We start from the raw sequence: 15,942 nt of genomic DNA, 5'->3' as shown, positions 1-15,942 counted from the left end.
TGGTTCCTCTCGGTGGGCCGGACTAACCGGAGCGGCGCGACCGGGGGGCCGGCGCGGAGCCGCGGACCTCGATCCAGCCGTTGCGCACGCGCGCGGGCAGGACGGGCTGGGGGTGGTGCGCCGGGCCGCGCACGATGCGGCCGTCGCGCAGGTCGAACACCGAGTAGTGCAGCGGGCAGACGACCGTGCAGCCCTCGACCTCGCCGCGGTGCAGCAGGGCGCCGGCGTGGCTGCACACGTCGTCGATGGCGTGCACCTCGCCGTCGCTGCGGTGCAGCAGGACGTGGCGGCCCTCGACCTCGACGCCGGCGACCGCGCCGTCGGCCAGGTCGTCGTCGGCGACGGCCCTGACCCAGCGCTGCGGCCCGGTGTTGGTGGCGACCCGGTTGACCATCACCGCGCGGCCCTGCACGAGGTGCCCGCCGATGTAGGCCGCGGCCACGGTGACCGTGAGGCTCGCGGCGCCGAGCGCGCGCCCGGTCCGGCGGTGACCGGACAGGCGCGCGGCCAGCGAGACACCCTGCAGGACGGTGCCCGCCCCGTTGAGCAGGCCGTGGAAGAGCCCGACCCGCCGGTCCTCGTTGTCGCTGACGCTCCAGTCGGCGACCCCGGTGGCGGCGGTGGCCGCCGCCGCCGCGATCCCGGCCGCGGACAGCGTCGACGACGGGTCGAGCCGGGAGCCGTTCGCCGGCACGTCCTGCCCGGCCATGTCGAGCAGCAGCGTCGCCGACCAGAACCCGATCGGCAGATCCGACAGCGCGGGGTGCAGGGAGTGCCCGAGCCAGCGGCCGCCGTGCATGAGCTCGACGACGGGGTTGGCGCGGAACCGGTCGTAGAGCGGGTCGACCGCGGCGGTCGCCTGGTCGTTCAGCCGCTGCAGCCAGGGCCAGCGGGTGATCTCCGCGACGGCGCGCTGGTGCCAGGCCGTCGCTCCGGAGTCCGCCATCCGCCGCCCCCTGCGATCCGCTCGGTGGACCGGTCGCCCGGTCCCGCGTGGAGGAGCCTGGCACCTCGCTGTGATCTCCGCCATATCCCTCGTGGACGAGGACTGTCCCAGATCGGCACACTCGCGACGGTGGCGCGGTCGTCGTCGGGGGAGTCGGTCCTCGAGCGGGTGGTGCGCATCCTCGAGGCCTTCACGCCGTCCGACCGGGCGCTGACGGTCGGGGAGGTGTCCCGGCGCGCGGGGCTGCCGCCGGCCACGGGCTCGCGGATGGTCGCCGACCTGGTCGCCCACGGGCTGCTCGCCCGCGACGCCGACCGGCGCGTGCGCGTCGGCACCCGGCTCTGGGAGCTGGCCTCCCGGGCGTCGCCGACGCTCTCGCTGCGCGAGCTCGCCATGCCGGTGCTCGAGGAGCTGCACGGCCACGTCGGGCACCACGTCCAGCTCGGGGTGCTCGACGGCGAGCAGGTGCTCTTCGTCGAGCGCCTCTCGGCCGACCAGGCCGTCATCAACTACACGCGCATCGCCGCGCGCCTGCCCCTGCACGCCTCGTCCTCGGGCCTGGTGCTGCTGGCCCACGCGCCGGGCGACCTGCAGGAGCGCGTGCTCGCGGGCCCGCTGGCGCGCTTCACGCCGTTCACGATCACCGACCCGGACGACCTGCGCCGCCGGCTCGCCGACATCCGGCGCGACGGCTTCGTGGTGTGCGGCGGCTTCCTGCACCCCGAGGCCACCGGGATCGCGGTGCCCGTGCGCGACGAGCACCGGCAGGTCGCCGCGGCGGTGTCGGTGATCGTCCCGAACGACGAGCGCGCCCGGGACCGCGTGGCGCCGCTGGCCGCGGCCGCACGTCACATCGAGCAGCGGCTCGCCGCCCATTGAACGGGAACGCCGTTCCTCGGGCGGTGGGCGTCCCCGCATCCTCCTGCGCATGGACAGCGCCGACCGGCTCGTGGTGCGGGAGAAGACATGCGTGGCGCAGGACGTCGTCGCGCTGAGCCTGGCGCGTCCCGACGGCGGGCGCCTGCCCGACTGGGCGCCGGGCGCGCACGTCGACCTGACCTTCGCGACCGGCGCCACCCGCCAGTACTCGCTGTGCGGCGACCGGTGGGACGCGCACACCTACCGCGTCGCGGTGCTGCGCGAGCCCGACGGCCGCGGCGGCTCGGCCCACGTGCACGACGAGCTCGCCGCCGGCGACACGGTCGGGTTCGGGGGTCCGCGCAACCACTTCGCGCTGGTGCCCTCGACGCGCTACCTGTTCGTCGCGGGCGGCATCGGGATCACGCCGCTGCTGCCGATGGTGCACCAGGCCGACCTCGTCGGCGCGGAGTGGGCGCTGCTCTACGGCGGGCGCTCGCGGGCCACGATGGCGTTCACCGACGAGCTCGCCCGCCGCGGCGGCCGGGTCACCCTGCACCCGCAGGACGAGGCCGGGCTGCTGCCGCTCGCGGCGTTCCTCGCCGGCGTGGACGACGACACCGTCGTCTACTGCTGCGGCCCGGCGCCCCTGCTCGCCGCGATCGAGGACGCCACGGCGCACCGGCCGCGCCACCTGCTGCGCACCGAGCGCTTCGTCGCCGCCGAGCTCGGCGCCCCGGTGCGCGACGAGCCGTTCGTCCTCGAGCTCGCCCGCACCGGCGCCGCCGTCACCGTGCCGCCGGGGCTCTCCGTGCTCGAGGCGGCGCGGCGCGCGGGCGCGACGGCGCTGTCGTCGTGCGAGCAGGGCACCTGCGGCACGTGCGAGACACCGGTGCTCGCCGGCGTGCCCGACCACCGCGACTCGATCCTCGCCGACCACGAGCGCGCCGCCGGGGACTGCCTGTTCCCGTGCGTCTCGCGCTCGTGCACCGACCGCCTCGTGCTGGACCTGTAGGGGACCACCATGACCGCCGTGACCGCCGTGACCGGCGCAGCCACCACCGTGCCGTCGCTCGACGTCGACCCGTTCTCGCACGAGACCCTCGAGAACCCGCTGCCGATGCAGGCGGCCCTGCGCGACGCCGGGCCCGTCGTGCACCTCCCGCGCTACGACCTCTACGCCGTCGCCCGCTACGCGGAGGTCCGCGCGGCGCTCGTCGACTGGCAGCGGTTCCCCTCGAGCGCCGGGGTCGGGATGTCGAACTTCCGCCCCACCACGACGCGCCGCGGGCCGTGCTCTCGGCGATCCTCGGGCCGCGGGCGCTGCGCCGGCTCGCCGACCGGTGGTTCGCCGACGCCGAGGACCTGGTCGCGGGCCTGCTGGACGGGCGCGGCGACGTCGTCGAGCTCGACGGGATGACCGCGCTGGCCGAGGCGTTCCCGCTGCGCGTCTTCCCCGACGCGGTGGGTCTGCCGCCGGAGGGGCGCGAGCACCTGCTGCCCTACGGCGACCACGCGTTCAACGCCTTCGGCCCGTCCAACGACCTCGTCGCGAAGGGCGCCCCGCGCGTCGCCGAGCTCTCCGCGTGGGTGGCGGCGCAGTGCGCGCGCGAGGTGCTGACCGACGACGGGTTCGGCGCGGCGATCTGGGCGGCGTCGGACCGGGGCGACATCACCCCGGCGCAGGCCCCGCTGATCGTGCGCTCGCTGCTCACGGCCGGGGTGGACACCACCGTGCACGGCCTCGGCGCGGTCCTGCACGGGCTCGCGACCCACCCCGAGGCCTGGGCGACCCTGCGCGCGCGTCCCGAGCGGGCGCGCGTCGCGTTCGACGAGGCGGTGCGCTGGCAGTCGCCGGTGCAGACGTTCTTCCGGACCGCCGACGTCGACGTGCCCATCGGCGGCACGGTGGTGCCCGCCGACCGCAAGATCCTGATGTTCCTGGGCGCCGCCAACCGCGACCCGCGGCACTGGGACGACCCCGACCGCTTCGACCTCGACCGCGACCCCTCGGGCCACGTGGGCTACGGCATGGGCCTGCACCAGTGCGTCGGCCAGCACGTCGCGCGCCTCGAGGGCGCGGCCGTGCTGTCGGCCCTCGCGCGGCGGGTGGAACGCCTCGAGCCGGCCGCCGCGCCGACGAGGCACCACAACAACACGATGCGCGCCTTCGCCTCGCTGCCGTTGCGGCTCACCCTGGCACGCGCGTGACCTCGATCCAGCTCTCGCCGCCGAAGTGCACCGTGTTGCGGCACAGGTACGGCGGGACGGGCAGGTCGAACTGGACGTAGCCCTGGCCCGGGTCCTTGCGCAGCAGGTCCGTGCGGCTCCCGAGGTCGAGGCGCAGGCGCTCGCCGGGGCGCAGCACGACCGGGAACGGGGTCAGGCTGAAGCGCAGCACCACCGGCTCGCCGGGGGTGAGGGGGTCGCGGCGTCCGGCGTCGATCGCGATCTCGGTGGCGGTGCTGCGGTCCGCGTCCTCGGTGCGGGCGACCGGGCGGATCGCGCCCATCGAGAGCTGGTGGAGCGCGCCGCCGGTGTCGACGCGGGTCAGGCGGGCGATGACGTACGAGTCGATCTCGTTGGCGCTGAAGCCCAGGCGGGCGGTGACCGGGCCGGCGAGCCGCAGCTCCTCGGTGACCGGCAGCTCGAAGCTCAGCAGCTGGTTGGCGAGCTCGTCGAGCCCGCCGACCACCGGCACCCCGCGGGGCACCGCGGCCCAGGAGTTCGCGCCCGCCGCGGCGTCGCCGCACGTCAGCCGGTGGGTCTCGTGGTCGGCGCCCGCGGACTCCAGTCCGAGGCGCACGACCTCGCCGTCGGGCGGCGGGAAGTCGGTGGTGGCGGAGAACCCGTCGTCCCCGTCGACCCAGTAGCGCACGTGCGGCTGCTCGGCGTAGCCGTTGTCGAGCCCGTGCAGGACGTGGTCGAAGAACGCCAGCGCCTCGCCCTGCCAGGCGTACACCGGCAGGTCGTACTCGGGTGGCCCGAGGATCAGCCACTTGCGGTCCGCCGGGGTGCCCGCGTGCTCGAACAGGTCGTAGGCGCCGAACTGGTGCAGGTTGAAGTAGCCGATGTTCTGCACGACCGCGAACGGGACCTCGATCTCGCCGAGCACCCGCGTCGGGCCCTCCGGGATGGTCGACTGCTCGCGGGTCTTCTCGTCGAACATCCAGTGGGCGTAGATCTCCCGGACGAACTCGTCCGGCGTCGCCGTCATGAACCTCTCGAACATCGTGGGGACGTTGCGGTGGACCAGCTTCTCGAGCAGCGGGTGCAGCGGCCCGTTGGTGAGGTGGCTGATCAGCGCGCGCCGGTCCGGGGCGAGGCGGGCGGCGTGGCGGGCGTCGGTGAAGTTCGCGCCCATCCACAGCGCGAAGAAGAAGCTGCCCGGGACACCACCGAAGTGGACGAGGTGGCGGAAGTAGTCGGTGCAGACCTCGTTGGCGAAGAACGCCCGCAGCGCCGGGGGCCGCCGGGCGGCCACCTGGAGCTGGGTCATGCCGTAGTACGAGGTCCCGAAGAGCACGACCTCGCCGGTGCACCAGGGCTGCTCGGCGGCCCAGGCGATGACCTTCTCGTGGTCGTCGACGTCCTGGTCGGCGAAGTACATGACCTGCTCGCCGCCGGAACGACCCATGCCCCGGCGCTCGACGATCACCGGGCAGTAGCCGCGGTCGGTGAACACGGGCGGCGACCCGATCTCGTTGGAGCCGGTCGGGATGCCCGCGGTGTGCATCTCGGTGCTGTACGCGGCGAACGAGACGACCGCGGGGTACCGGCCCGGCGTCGCGGGTGTGTAGACGTCGGCGTGCAGGGTGACGTCGTCGGCGACCGGGATCCGCTGGTCGGCGAGGACGCGGTTCCCGAGCCCCTCGGTGGCCAGGGCCCGGGGCGTCCACCCCGCGTACTGGCGTCCGGCGGTGGAGCCCTTCAGGGGGATCTGCGGGGTCACGGCGGTGCCTCTCGGGAGTCGGGGGTGACGGACAGGCCGGTGAGCAGGGCCCGGAGCACGGCCTCGGCGCGCGGACGGAACTCCTCGCCGCCCTGGGCCAGCGCGAGGACGGCGACGCCGGTGGACGTGGTCTGCACGGCGTCGAGCGCGCCCCGGGTGACCGGGACGCCGAACGCCGCGAGCAGCGAGGCCCCGAGCGGGGCGACCAGGCGGCCGAGCTCGGCCATGCTCGTGCGGACGGCGTCGTCGAGCTCGGCGGTCTGGATCAGGGCGAGGAAGACGCGGGTCTGCTCGGGGGCGACGAGGACGTCGAGCAGGGCCACCAGCTTCTCCTCGGCCCCGGCGGCGTCGGCGATCGGGGCGAGGGCGGCGACGCGCTGCCGCACCGCCTCCTGCGCCACGGCGGCGAGCAGGTCGTCGCGGGTCGGGAAGTAGTAGGTCAGGTGGCTCTGGCGCAGCCCGGCGCGGCGCGCCACCCGGGGCTGCGTGAACGACCCGAGCCCGCCCTCGCGGACGACCTCCAGCGCGGCGCGCACGATCTCGCCCCGTCGGTCCGCCATGCCGCACCGCCCTGGTTGGTTTTCCTACCAAGGAGGAGTGAAGCGCCGACGGGGCGCCGCGTCAAGCAGCGGGGGCCGGTCGAGGTGTCAGTCGGCCGGCCGCCCGAGCAGCGGGCGCACGAGGGCGCGGATGGCGGGGGAGGGCGCCAGGCCGAGATCGGCGCGCAGGAGCGTCCGGAAGCTCTCGTACTGGGCCAGCGCCTCGGCGCTGTTGCCCTCGGTGAGGTGGACCTCGATGACGCGGCGGTGGGCGCTCTCGCGCAGCGGCTCCTGGGCGACCGCCTCGAGCCCGGCGAGCAGCGCGTCGGTGTAGCGGCCCTGCGCGCACGCCCGGGCGCACCGGTCCTCGAGCGCGTGCAGCCGCAGCTGGCGGTGGCGCTCCCGCTCGACCAGCACCCACTCCTCGCACCAGCCCGGGAGCAGCTCGCCGCGCGCGATCGCCGGCTCGGCCTCGGTGTGCGTGGTCCCCGCGCCGCCGGCGGGGGCGGGCTCGTCGAGCGCGTAGAGGTCCACCGCCGCCTCGCGGTGCAGCGCCACGGTGGTCGCGTCGGCCTCGACGAGCGAGGCCCGGACCGCGGCCGGGACCTTCCAGAGCGCCGAGCGCAGGCGGGTGAGCGCCTGGCTGTCGGTGACGTCGGGCCACAGGGTACCGGCGAGCTGGTGGCGGCGGACGGGTCGCCGGGCGAGGGCGAGGAAGGCGAGGACCCGTTCGGTCGTCGGGGTCAGCCGCACGTCGTCCTGTCCGACGCGGCACGCGAAGCGACCCACGAGGAAGAGGTGCGCCGCCGCGAGGGGCGCGGGCGGGTCCATCGTCATCGCCGCCGTTCCCGCCGGACCCGCCCGTGGCGCGGCCCGGCTGCTCCGTGTCGGGAGGACGGTCCCGCGGGACCGGTCCGGGGCGGCGCGACTGACGGTTTCAACGCGCACGGCCCACCGCGGGGCGGCCGGCCGGCGCAGCGACTCGGACGGGCACCAGGGGTGGACAGGGCGGGGGTGCCCACCGGCGGCCTGATCGAGACACGGGGGCGGAGATCGTCGGGGGACGGCGCGGAGACGGCGCGGAGACGGCGCGGAGACGGCACGGGGACGGTGCCGGTGACGGCGTGACGCACGCCGGGCGCACGGGCGGCGCGGAGGGTGGCGCCACGTCCGGTCGTGGGGCGCGGGGACGCCCTCGCGCCCGGCCCGGGTGCCCCCGTCGGCGACGAGAGGAATCGACCGCGTGTTCTTCCACGTGCAGCGCCTGATCAACGAGATCGTCCCGGACGAGCCGGACCCGGCGGCCGCGAACGCCCTGCAGGAGGGGCTGGGCGGTCAGTTCGGCGAGATGCGCACGATGATGCAGTACCTGTTCCAGAGCTTCAATTTCCGTGGCGCGACGGCCAAGCCGTTCCGCGACCTGCTCTACGGCGTCGGCACCGAGGAGATCGGCCACGTCGAGCTCATCGCCACGACGATCGCCCGTCTCGTCGACGGCTCGCCGCGCTACCAGGGCAACCCCACGCACCTCGACGAGCCCGGCGAGGGCGGCGCGACGCCGCTGGCGATGGCCCTCGACCACGGCAACATCCACCACTTCCTGGTGGGTGCGCAGGGCGCGCTGCCGGTGGACGCCGCGGGGGACCCGTGGACGGGCAAGTACGTCTACGACAGCGGCAACCTGCCGCTGAACCTGCTCTACAACCTCATGCTCGAGTCCACCGGGCGCCTGCAGAAGTGCCGGCTCTACGAGATGACCGCCAACAAGACGGCGCGCTCGACGATCGCCTACCTGATCGTGCGGGACCAGGCGCACGAGAACGCCTACGCCAAGGCCCTCGAGAAGCTCGGTGTGGAGTGGAACAAGCTCCTGCCGATCCCGAAGACGAACGCCGAGCGCTTCCCGGAGGTCGCGACGCTGCTCGAGCAGGGCCTGCAGAGCAAGCAGTACACCTTCAACATCGACCAGCAGAACGAGGCCTCGAAGGTCTACAACGGCCCGTCGCCGTCGAAGGACGGCACGGACCTCACCACCGAGCAGGCCCCGGAGGGCGCGCCGATGGAGATCGCCGTCGAGCGCCCGGAGGAGTTCGGGCCCGGTCTCGACAGCGAGCTCATGGAGCTGATCCAGGCCACCGGCGAGATGGAGAACGCCACCCCGCCCGGGCAGTACGGCCCGACCGGCTGACGCGGACGTCCGACCCGGCCGTCGCCGGGCCGACCGTGCCCCCCCTCGGGGTCCCGGTCGGCCCGGCGGCCGGTCACGTCCCGTCCCCGACCGGAGAGCCGATGACCGCCGCTCCTCCCTCCGAGAGCGCCACCCGGGTCCTCGGGGTCGCCCCGGCGTCCCCCGCGACGGCCCGTGCTGATCCCGGTGCTCGACCTCGTCCCGGCGGTGCTCCCGTGAGGGCGGTGTCCGCGTGACCGCCGGGCCGCCCGGCGCGGTGCTGCTCCTGTCCGCGTGGGTCGACGGGGGCGCGCTGCGCGTGCGGCTGAGCGCGTCCGACGACCTCGCCGGCCCGACCCGCCCGCTCGGTGTCGCGGGCGACGTGGACGGGGCGTGCGAGCTCGTGCGGCGATGGTTGCAGAACGTGGTCGAGTCCGGCACCCCGCCGCCGGACGGCCCGTGAGACCCCCCTGAGACGAGGCCCACACCGCGGGGCCGTGGGCGCCCGCGGCCCCGGCCAGGGGCGGTGCGGTGACCCCTGGTGACGGCCCGGTACCCCGGGTGATGCCCGACGCGGCTTCGGGCCCCGGGCAGGATGGGTAGGGATCCGTCATGAGCGGTACGCCGGAGGAGGCGACGATGGACACCGGGACGAGCACGACGAAGGGGACGACCGAGGACATGGCCCAGGACACCGCCGAGAAGGCTCCGGACCTGCCCGACGGGATGACCACCGTGCCCGAGCTCGTGGGCCTGCCCGCCGCCGACGCGCATGACCGCGCCCTGGACGCCGGGGTGCTCGCCGTCGGCCGCAACGCGGTCCACACCGGCGCCGGCCGGGGGCACGTGGAGGACCAGGAGCCCGCGGCCGGGGAGCAGCGCGAGCGCGGCACCGAGGTCGGCATCTGGATCCAGGGCGGCGCGGCCCGCACGCCGACGGGCCCGGACCCCGACGACGGGCAGGACGGCTCGGGCGGCGGCGGGGGCGGCGTGCGCCCCGAGCCGAGCCCGGTCGGTCCGGCCGGCGGCGGCACCAACGGCTGACCGCGCGGGCCTCATAGAGGGCCCGGGCGCCGGCGGCGGCGCGGTGTGATCCGCGTCGATCCGCTGGCGCCCGCACGGCAGCGTGGTTGACGATTCAATCGTGTACCACGTGTCGTTGCACTACCTCGGACGCCCGGCCTTCGGGGCCTTCGTGAGCCCCGAGGACCTCGAGCGCATCCGGTCCCTGCGCGCCACCGGGCGGGCCGGGACGGTCGCGGTGCTCGACGCCCGCGCCCGCCGGATCGTCGTCCACCCCGGGCGTCTCGTCGTCGATCCGCAGGTCCTCGGCTACGGTGCGGATCCGCTGGGCGACCACCGGAGGACCGCCGGGGTGGCCTGAGGCCCGACCGCGGAGGCGCCCGTGCACGCCGAGGACGTACTCGCGGGCCTCGGTGCCGCCGTCGCCGACGTGCCGGGCGTGATCGTCGGTGTCCGCCGCCGCGGCGTCACCGACCTGGCGGCGAGCGGCGTGACCGAGCCGGGCGGCGACGTCGCGCTGCGGCCCGACGCCGTGGTCCGGCTCAGCTCGAACACGAAACCCCTGGTGGCCGCCCTGGCGCTCTGCCTCGTGGCCGACGGGCTCCTGGCGCTCGACGAACCGATCGACCGGCTCGTCCCGGAGCTCGCCGACCGCCGGGTGCTGGTGCGCCTCGACGGCCCCGCGATCGACCCCGACACCGTCCCCGCCGCCCGTCCGATCACCGTCGAGGACCTGCTCACCATGCGGATGGGCTTCGGCCACGTCGTCGACGAGGGCCCGTGCCCGACGGTCGAGCGCGCCGTGGCCCTCGGGCTCGGCTTCGGGCCGCCCGATCCCCACGGGCTGCCCGGCCCCGACGAGTGGATCGCGCGCTTCGCCGGGCTCCCGCTGCTGGACCAACCCGGCGCCGCGTGGCGCTACGAGCTCTCCTTCGCGGTGCTCGGCGTGGTGGTCGCGCGCGCCGCGGGCTGCGGGCTGGCGGAGGTGCTGACCGCCCGGATCCTCGCCCCGCTCGGCATGGACGCCACCGGCTTCGTCGCCGACCCGGCCCGGCTCGTCCCGGCGTACCTGCGCGACGACGCCGGCCTGCGGCCCTTCGACGGCGTGGCCGACAGCCGCTGGCTCTCCCCGCCCGCGTTCCCCGACGCCCGCGGCGGGCTGGCGGGCACCGCGGAGGACCTGCTGCGCTTCGCCGGCATGCTCCTCGACGACGGCGGCGGGCTCCTCGACCCGGCGGCCGTCGCCGCGATGACCACCGACCGGCTCACGCCGGCCCAGCGCGCCGCGCCGGGTGCCGCGGCGTTCCTCGACGGCGGCGGGTGGGGGTTCGGCGTCGGCGTGGTGCCGACGGCCGCCGGGCCCCGCTACGGCTGGGCGGGCGGGCTGGGCACGCTCTGGTACTCGTGGCCCGAGCACGACCTCGCCGCGGTGCTCGTGACGCAGGTGATGCCGCCGACGGCGTCGGTGTTCGCGGCGTTCACGCGGACGATCGAGGACGCGCTCGCCGGTCAGTGAGCCAGGGCCGGCACCGGGTTGCGCCACGGCACCGGGTCGGGCCGCGCCGGGCGCCAGCCCCAGGGGCCGCTGCCGCGCCGGGTCGCGCGCTTCGGCCCGTCGCCGCCGTCGCGGGGGACGGGAGAGGGACGGCGCGGGGCCGCGGGCACGGCGGGCACAGCGGGTGCCTCGGGGACCACCGGGTCGAGCTCGGTGACGGGGTCGAGCGGCACGGGGGCCTCCAGAACGGGCTCGGGTGCCGGGTCGGCCTCGAGGGCAGGCGTGGGTGCGGGTGCGGGTGCGGGATCGCGGGCGGGTTCCGGCGGCGGCACGTACTCGCGCCACGCGGTGCCGGGGCGGGGGAAGGGCGCGTAGGTGGTGCCGGGCAGCGGGCGTCCGGGGACGCTGCGCAGGGCGGTCCCGTCCTCGAGGGCGGGGCCCGCCGACGCGGCGGGCGCGGTGGCCCGCAGCGGGACGGTGCGCCGCACCTCCCGGGCGCCGCCGGGGACGACGCCGGGGTCCGAGCGGGTGCTCAGCCGCCGGCGGGTCTCGGCCGGCGAGGGCGCCGCCATGCCGTCCCACGTCGCGGTGGTGAGGAAGACCAGCCCGTTGGCCAGCCCGAGCACGAGCAGGCCGAGACCGAGCAGCCCGCCCGGGCCGAGCAGGTCGTCGGGGCCGGGGGGCCGCTGCAGCGCCCCGCCGTAGGGCAGGGGCAGGACGGGGGTGGCCTCCGGGGCGCCGGGCAGCAGGAGCTCGCCGGCCGTGCGGCGCGGGTCCGGCTCGGCGACCGCGGTCTCGAGCAGGACGAGGAAGATCCCGGCGAGGAGCCCGGTGAGGAGCACGGACACGAGCGTGCGGCCCGCACGGCGCACGCCCCGGGCAGCGCCGGGCGCGGCCTCGAGCGGCGCGGCGTACGACATCGGTTCCCCCCGGGACGGTGTTGATCGAGGTCTACCCCCTCCGGGGCCGTGCGCGAATCCCCCGAGTGTCGGTAATCCCCGAAGGTGTGCGGCGTGTCGCCTGGACGTGGCCGGTTCGGGGCCCCCGGATCGAGCCCCGCGGCCCGCTCACCGTCACACCGGCGACCCCAGCAGGTCCCGGCACGGGTCCAGGCCCTCGACGTCCGGACTCCACGCCGGGCGCCGCCAGCTCCCGGGGACGAGGCGGCTGCGCAGCAGCAGCGCCGGGCGCCCCCGGCGGACGTGGCGCTCGATGCCGTCGGGGGTGTAGCCGAGGCGGTCGGAGACCCGCCGCGAGGCGCTGTTGTCGGCGAACGCGCTGGTCCGGGCCGCGCGGGCGCCGAGGTGGTCGAAGGCGAGGGCGACGACGGCGTGCCGCATCTCGGTGCCCAGCCCGCGGCCCTGCGCCGCCCGGGTCAGCCACGACCCGCTGCGCACCTCGCCGAGCACGCCGAAGTCGGTCGCGGCCAGCGTCTGCATCCCCAGCACCCGCCCGCCCTCGCGGACCAGGAAGTTCACCGTCCACCGCCCCGGCCCCAGCTCGGCGCGGCAGCCCCAGGCGTACTGCATGACCCCGCGGGCGAAGCCCGGGTCGCCGGCGCCGTCGGTCCACGGCTCGAGGAACGGCATCTCCTCGGCGGGGTGGACACCCTCGAGCGCGCGGTCGGCGAGCGCGGCGAGGCCGACGTCGTCGTCGGGCCGCAGCTCCAGGCGCGGCGTGCGCAGCACGAGCCCGGCGAGCGGCCAGTGCCGCAGCGGGTCGGCGGGGTCGCGGGCCATGCACGCTCATCCTGGTGCCTCTTCCTGCGGACGGTGGTGCTCCGTGCGCGCGTCTGGCATCAAGGACCCCCGTGGGTGACGCGAGCTGGCCCGGCGAGGTCGTCCACGACGCCCTCGGTCTCGTGCTCGGTCCCGACGAGGAGGCGGTGCCGGCGCGGGAGGTCATCGGCCTGGCGCTGCGCCGCAACCCGCGCCGCGCGCACCTCCCGGTCGCCCGCCTGCTCGGCAAGCACCTCCCGGTGGCGCCCGCGCGCGTGCGCGGGGCGGCCGAGGCGCTCGCGGACCGCGTGCGGCGCGCGCTCCCGGAGCACGGGGCGGCGCCGGTGGTGGTCGGGTTCGCCGAGAACGCGACCGCGCTCGCCCACCTCGTCGCCGACGCCCTCGACGCCGAGCACGTCGTGCACACCACCCGCCGGGTGGTCCCGGGCGCGGCCGTGCTCGTCGCGTTCGACGAGGCGCACAGCCACGCCCCGCGCCACGTGCTGGTGCCCGACGACCCGGGCGGCTGGACCCCGGACCGCACCCTCGTCCTCGTCGACGACGAGCTCTCCACCGGCCGCACGGTCGCGGCCACCGTGCGCCTCCTGCACCGGCGCCTGCCGCGCTCGCGCTACGTCGTCGCGACGCTGGCCGACCTGCGGGGGCCCGGCGACGACGCGATCCCGCGGGTCGCCGACGAGCTCGGGGTCCGGGTGGAGGTCGTCGCCGTCGCGCGGGCCGCGCTGACCGTCCCCGACGGCGTCCTCGACCGGGCCGCGCGCCTGATCGCCGGCGAGCCGGACACGACGTCGCGGCCCGCGCCCGGGGTCGCCGCGGTGCCCGTCGCCCTGCCCCTCGCCGGCGCGGCCGAGGGCGCGCGCCACGGGCTCGACCGCGCCCGGCGGGCCGCGCTCGGCGCCGCGGTGCCGGGTGCCGCGGCGGCGCTGGCCGCGGCGCTGGGGCCCCGCCCCGGGCGCGTGCTCGTGCTGGGCTGCGAGGAGCTGCACTACCTGCCGGTCCGCCTGGCCGAGGCGCTCGCCGGGCGCGGGCTCGACGTCGAGGTCGGGGCCACGAGCCGCTCGCCGCTGGTGGCGCGCGACGTCCCCGGCTACCCCGTGCGCTCGGCGCTCGCGTACGCGGCGCACGACCACGCGCTGGGGCACGCGCCGGAGCGCTACGTCTACGGGGTGGGGGCCGGGCACTACGACACGGTCGTCGTGGTGGTCGACGCCGCCGCGCGGACCCCGGCGCTGCGCCGCCCCGACGGCCTGCTCCCGCGCCTCGGCGCGCTGGCCGGGTGCGTCGTGGAGGCGGTGGTGCCCTGCCGCCCGCCGCGGCCGGCGGCCGGCCCGGTCGTCGCCACGCGCCGCGGGCCCGGGTTCGGCACGTTCGCCCCCGACGAGGTGGGCTGGCTGCTCAGCGACCTCGCGGGGCACGCGCTGGAGACGCCCACGGCCGCGCGGGAGGCCGCGATCGCCGCCGGGACGTCCTACGCCGCGACGCTGCCCGTCGAGCGCGTGCCGAGCCCGCGGTACGCGCGGGTGGTGGCGCGGGCGCTCGAGCGCTCGGCCGAGCCGGTGGCCGCGGCGGTGGGGGTGCTCGCCGACCGGGTGCTCGCCCGCCACGGCCCGGGGGCGGTGCTGGTGTCGCTGGCGCGGGCGGGCACGCCGGTCGGGGTGCTGGTGCGGCGGTGGGCGGCCCGGGTGCGGGGGATCGCGCTGCCGCACTACGCGATGAGCGTGGTCCGCGGCCGCGGGCTCGACCGCGCGGCGCTGGACGCCCTCGTCGCCGCCCACGACCCCGCCGCGCTCGTCCTGGTGGACGGGTGGACGGGCGCGGGCGGGATCGTCGACGAGATCCGCGCCGACCTCGCCCGCTACGCCGGCGAGACGGGCACCGTCGTCGACCCGACCGTCGCGGTGCTCGCCGACCCCGCCCACCGCAGCGCCCTGTACGGCACCCGCGACGACCTGCTCGTGCCCCAGGCCTGCCTCAACGCGACCGTCTCCGGGCTCGTGTCCCGGACGGTCGCGCGCGCCGACCTGCTCGGGCCCGGCGCCTACGACGGCGCCCGGTTCTACGCCGGGCTCGCGGCCGGCGACCGGACCGCCGCGTTCCTCGACGTCGTCAGCGACCGGTTCCCGGGCTCGGCGCCGCCGGTGCCGCCCGCGACCGCCCCCGACCGGCGCGGCGCCCGCTTCCTCGCCGCGCTGGCCGCGGACGCCGACCTCGGCGGGGGCGAGCGGCGGCTGCGGGGCGGCGTCGGCGAGACGCTGCGAGTGCTCCTGCGCCGCGACCCCGCGGTGGTGCTCCTCGCCCGCGACGCCGGGCCGGACCTCGACCCCGTGCGCCGGCTCTGCGCCGAGCGCGGCGTGACCACCCGCCCGCTGCCGGCCCACGCCGGCGGGATCGCGTCGCCGTACCGCTGCGTCGGCGTCCTGCGCACTCGATGATCATCGCAGCGACCGACCTCGACCGGACGCTGGTGCACTCGGCCCGGGCGGCGGGCCCCGTCGTGCCCGAGTCCGTCGTGTGTCTCGAGCGCCGCGGCGACGTGCCCACCGCGATGCTGACCCCGCGCACCGCCGCGGACCTGGTGACCCTCGACCGGCACGCGACCTGGGTCCCCGCCACCGCCCGCACGGTCGCCGAGTACCGGCGTCTCGACCTGCCGAGCCGGCTCGGCGTTGCCCCGCGCTTCGCGGTCTGCGCGGGCGGCGGGGTGCTGCTGGTGGACGGGGAGCCCGACGCCTCCTGGGCGCGGGAGGTCCGGCGGCGCCTGGCCGTGTCGGCGCCCCCGGCCGAGGTCGCGCGGCGCCTCGGGACGGCACGGGACGCGGACGGGTGCTTCCTGGTGGCGCGGCGGGCGCAGGTCCGGCTCGACGGGCTCGCGGCGTGGTGCGCGGAGCGCGGCTGGCGGGTCGACGTCGACCGCGCCAAGGTGCACGTCCTGCCGGTGGCGCTGACGAAGAGCGCGGCGGTCGCCGAGGTCCGGCGCCGCACGGGGGCGGCGCACCTCCTGGCCGCCGGCGACTCCCCGCTCGACGCCGACCTCCTCGCCGCCGCCGACGCGGGCATCCAGCCGGTGGACGGGCGCCTGCACGCGTCGGGCTGGCGCGCCGACCACGTCGCCGTCACCACCGGGTCCGGGCTGGCGGCGGGGGAGGAGATCGCGGCCTGGCTGGTGAGGGGCCTGCGGCCCACGTGAGTGATATGGGTGGCCAGGACGACCCAGATCACTCAC

At 77.0% G+C, this 15,942-nt stretch carries 17 protein-coding genes; 11 read left to right on the top strand and 6 right to left on the bottom strand.

The features are described 5' to 3' along the window. Positions 1-22: 22 nt before the first annotated feature. Positions 23-946 carry a Rieske (2Fe-2S) protein gene (locus ACFPK1_RS14065; RefSeq protein WP_378021558.1) on the bottom strand — a complete coding sequence of 308 codons (924 nt, stop codon included), beginning with the start codon at positions 944-946 and terminating at the stop codon, positions 23-25. A 129-nt stretch (positions 947-1,075) separates the two neighbouring features. Here ACFPK1_RS14065 and ACFPK1_RS14060 point away from each other — a divergent pair, with 129 nt between their 5' ends. The 4 genes from ACFPK1_RS14060 to ACFPK1_RS14045 are packed head-to-tail and all read left to right on the top strand — an operon-like array spanning position 1,076 to position 4,015. Beyond that, complete coding sequence (locus tag ACFPK1_RS14060) at positions 1,076-1,825, top strand: IclR family transcriptional regulator (RefSeq protein WP_378021557.1); 750 nt, start codon at positions 1,076-1,078, stop codon at positions 1,823-1,825. A gap of 49 nt (positions 1,826-1,874) precedes the next feature. Next, positions 1,875-2,819: a PDR/VanB family oxidoreductase gene (locus tag ACFPK1_RS14055; protein WP_378021556.1), complete on the top strand. Its 945-nt coding sequence runs from the start codon at positions 1,875-1,877 to the stop codon at positions 2,817-2,819. 18 nt (positions 2,820-2,837) lie between these two features. Beyond that, on the top strand, positions 2,838-3,224 hold the full coding sequence (locus ACFPK1_RS14050) for a hypothetical protein (RefSeq protein ID WP_378021555.1): 387 nt from the start codon (positions 2,838-2,840) through the stop codon (positions 3,222-3,224). Further along, on the top strand, positions 3,221-4,015 hold the full coding sequence (locus tag ACFPK1_RS14045; protein ID WP_378021646.1) for a cytochrome P450: 795 nt from the start codon (positions 3,221-3,223) through the stop codon (positions 4,013-4,015). The genes ACFPK1_RS14050 and ACFPK1_RS14045 overlap by 4 nt, the downstream gene beginning before the upstream one ends. On the opposite strand, the gene ACFPK1_RS14040 is transcribed toward ACFPK1_RS14045, so the two are convergent. The 3 genes from ACFPK1_RS14040 to ACFPK1_RS14030 form a co-directional block, all read right to left on the bottom strand. Then, a complete protein-coding gene (locus tag ACFPK1_RS14040) occupies positions 3,996-5,756 on the bottom strand; it encodes a CocE/NonD family hydrolase (protein WP_378021554.1) in 1,761 nt (586 codons plus the stop codon). The genes ACFPK1_RS14045 and ACFPK1_RS14040 overlap by 20 nt on opposite strands. Beyond that, on the bottom strand, positions 5,753-6,316 hold the full coding sequence (locus ACFPK1_RS14035) for a TetR/AcrR family transcriptional regulator (RefSeq protein ID WP_378021553.1): 564 nt from the start codon (positions 6,314-6,316) through the stop codon (positions 5,753-5,755). Before ACFPK1_RS14035 ends, ACFPK1_RS14040 begins: the two co-directional genes overlap by 4 nt. A gap of 87 nt (positions 6,317-6,403) precedes the next feature. After that, positions 6,404-7,132 carry an AfsR/SARP family transcriptional regulator gene (locus ACFPK1_RS14030; protein ID WP_378021552.1) on the bottom strand — a complete coding sequence of 243 codons (729 nt, stop codon included), beginning with the start codon at positions 7,130-7,132 and terminating at the stop codon, positions 6,404-6,406. 406 nt (positions 7,133-7,538) lie between these two features. Between ACFPK1_RS14030 and ACFPK1_RS14025 the strand changes: the two genes are divergently transcribed. From ACFPK1_RS14025 to ACFPK1_RS14005, 5 genes are all read left to right on the top strand, one after another. Then, positions 7,539-8,483 carry a manganese catalase family protein gene (locus ACFPK1_RS14025; protein WP_378021551.1) on the top strand — a complete coding sequence of 315 codons (945 nt, stop codon included), beginning with the start codon at positions 7,539-7,541 and terminating at the stop codon, positions 8,481-8,483. A 232-nt stretch (positions 8,484-8,715) separates the two neighbouring features. Then, entirely contained in the window at positions 8,716-8,925 is a 210-nt protein-coding gene (locus ACFPK1_RS14020; protein ID WP_378021550.1) for an HAD family hydrolase, read from the top strand. Between the two features lie 149 nt (positions 8,926-9,074). After that, on the top strand, positions 9,075-9,506 hold the full coding sequence (locus ACFPK1_RS14015; RefSeq protein WP_378021549.1) for a PASTA domain-containing protein: 432 nt from the start codon (positions 9,075-9,077) through the stop codon (positions 9,504-9,506). Positions 9,507-9,606: 100 nt separating this feature from the next. After that, positions 9,607-9,846, top strand: a complete 240-nt coding sequence (locus ACFPK1_RS14010) for a hypothetical protein (RefSeq protein ID WP_378021548.1) — start codon at positions 9,607-9,609, stop codon at positions 9,844-9,846. Positions 9,847-9,867: 21 nt separating this feature from the next. Continuing rightward, positions 9,868-11,001 (top strand): serine hydrolase domain-containing protein, encoded by a 1,134-nt coding sequence (locus tag ACFPK1_RS14005; protein ID WP_378021547.1) that lies wholly within the window; start codon positions 9,868-9,870, stop codon positions 10,999-11,001. Here ACFPK1_RS14005 and ACFPK1_RS14000 read toward each other — a convergent pair. Together ACFPK1_RS14000 and ACFPK1_RS13995 are read right to left on the bottom strand one after the other, a co-directional pair. Beyond that, positions 10,995-11,900, bottom strand: a complete 906-nt coding sequence (locus ACFPK1_RS14000) for a hypothetical protein (RefSeq protein ID WP_378021546.1) — start codon at positions 11,898-11,900, stop codon at positions 10,995-10,997. The genes ACFPK1_RS14005 and ACFPK1_RS14000 overlap by 7 nt on opposite strands. Before the next feature lie 153 nt (positions 11,901-12,053). After that, the gene (locus ACFPK1_RS13995; protein WP_378021545.1) at positions 12,054-12,719 is read right to left on the bottom strand and encodes a GNAT family N-acetyltransferase; all 666 of its coding nucleotides are present in this window, start codon (positions 12,717-12,719) and stop codon (positions 12,054-12,056) included. 71 nt (positions 12,720-12,790) lie between these two features. On the opposite strand from ACFPK1_RS13995, the gene ACFPK1_RS13990 reads away from it, so the two are divergent. Further along, positions 12,791-15,151, top strand: coding sequence for a phosphoribosyltransferase domain-containing protein (locus ACFPK1_RS13990; protein ID WP_378021544.1), 2,361 nt, complete (start codon positions 12,791-12,793; stop codon positions 15,149-15,151). Beyond that, positions 15,148-15,906: an HAD family hydrolase gene (locus tag ACFPK1_RS13985; RefSeq protein ID WP_378021543.1), complete on the top strand. Its 759-nt coding sequence runs from the start codon at positions 15,148-15,150 to the stop codon at positions 15,904-15,906. The genes ACFPK1_RS13990 and ACFPK1_RS13985 overlap by 4 nt, the downstream gene beginning before the upstream one ends. Positions 15,907-15,942 lie beyond the last annotated feature (36 nt).

Origin of the sequence: Actinomycetospora rhizophila, assembly GCF_042657905.1 — a bacterium.
In the GTDB taxonomy this organism is placed as follows: Bacteria; Actinomycetota; Actinomycetes; order Mycobacteriales; family Pseudonocardiaceae; genus Actinomycetospora; species Actinomycetospora rhizophila.
Note: the sequence above shows the minus strand (reverse complement) of the source record. Positions and strands in the feature narration are given on the sequence as shown.

Coding starts and splice junctions, on each gene's coding strand:
- ACFPK1_RS14045 (WP_378021646.1), top strand. CDS start 3,221: ATGACCGCGCTGGCCGAGGCGTTCCCGCTGCGCGTCTTCCCCGACGCG.
- ACFPK1_RS14000 (WP_378021546.1), bottom strand. CDS start 11,900: ATGTCGTACGCCGCGCCGCTCGAGGCCGCGCCCGGCGCTGCCCGGGGC.
- ACFPK1_RS14035 (WP_378021553.1), bottom strand. CDS start 6,316: ATGGCGGACCGACGGGGCGAGATCGTGCGCGCCGCGCTGGAGGTCGTC.
- ACFPK1_RS14030 (WP_378021552.1), bottom strand. CDS start 7,132: ATGACGATGGACCCGCCCGCGCCCCTCGCGGCGGCGCACCTCTTCCTC.
- ACFPK1_RS14015 (WP_378021549.1), top strand. CDS start 9,075: ATGAGCGGTACGCCGGAGGAGGCGACGATGGACACCGGGACGAGCACG.
- ACFPK1_RS13995 (WP_378021545.1), bottom strand. CDS start 12,719: ATGGCCCGCGACCCCGCCGACCCGCTGCGGCACTGGCCGCTCGCCGGG.
- ACFPK1_RS14055 (WP_378021556.1), top strand. CDS start 1,875: ATGGACAGCGCCGACCGGCTCGTGGTGCGGGAGAAGACATGCGTGGCG.
- ACFPK1_RS14065 (WP_378021558.1), bottom strand. CDS start 946: ATGGCGGACTCCGGAGCGACGGCCTGGCACCAGCGCGCCGTCGCGGAG.
- ACFPK1_RS13985 (WP_378021543.1), top strand. CDS start 15,148: ATGATCATCGCAGCGACCGACCTCGACCGGACGCTGGTGCACTCGGCC.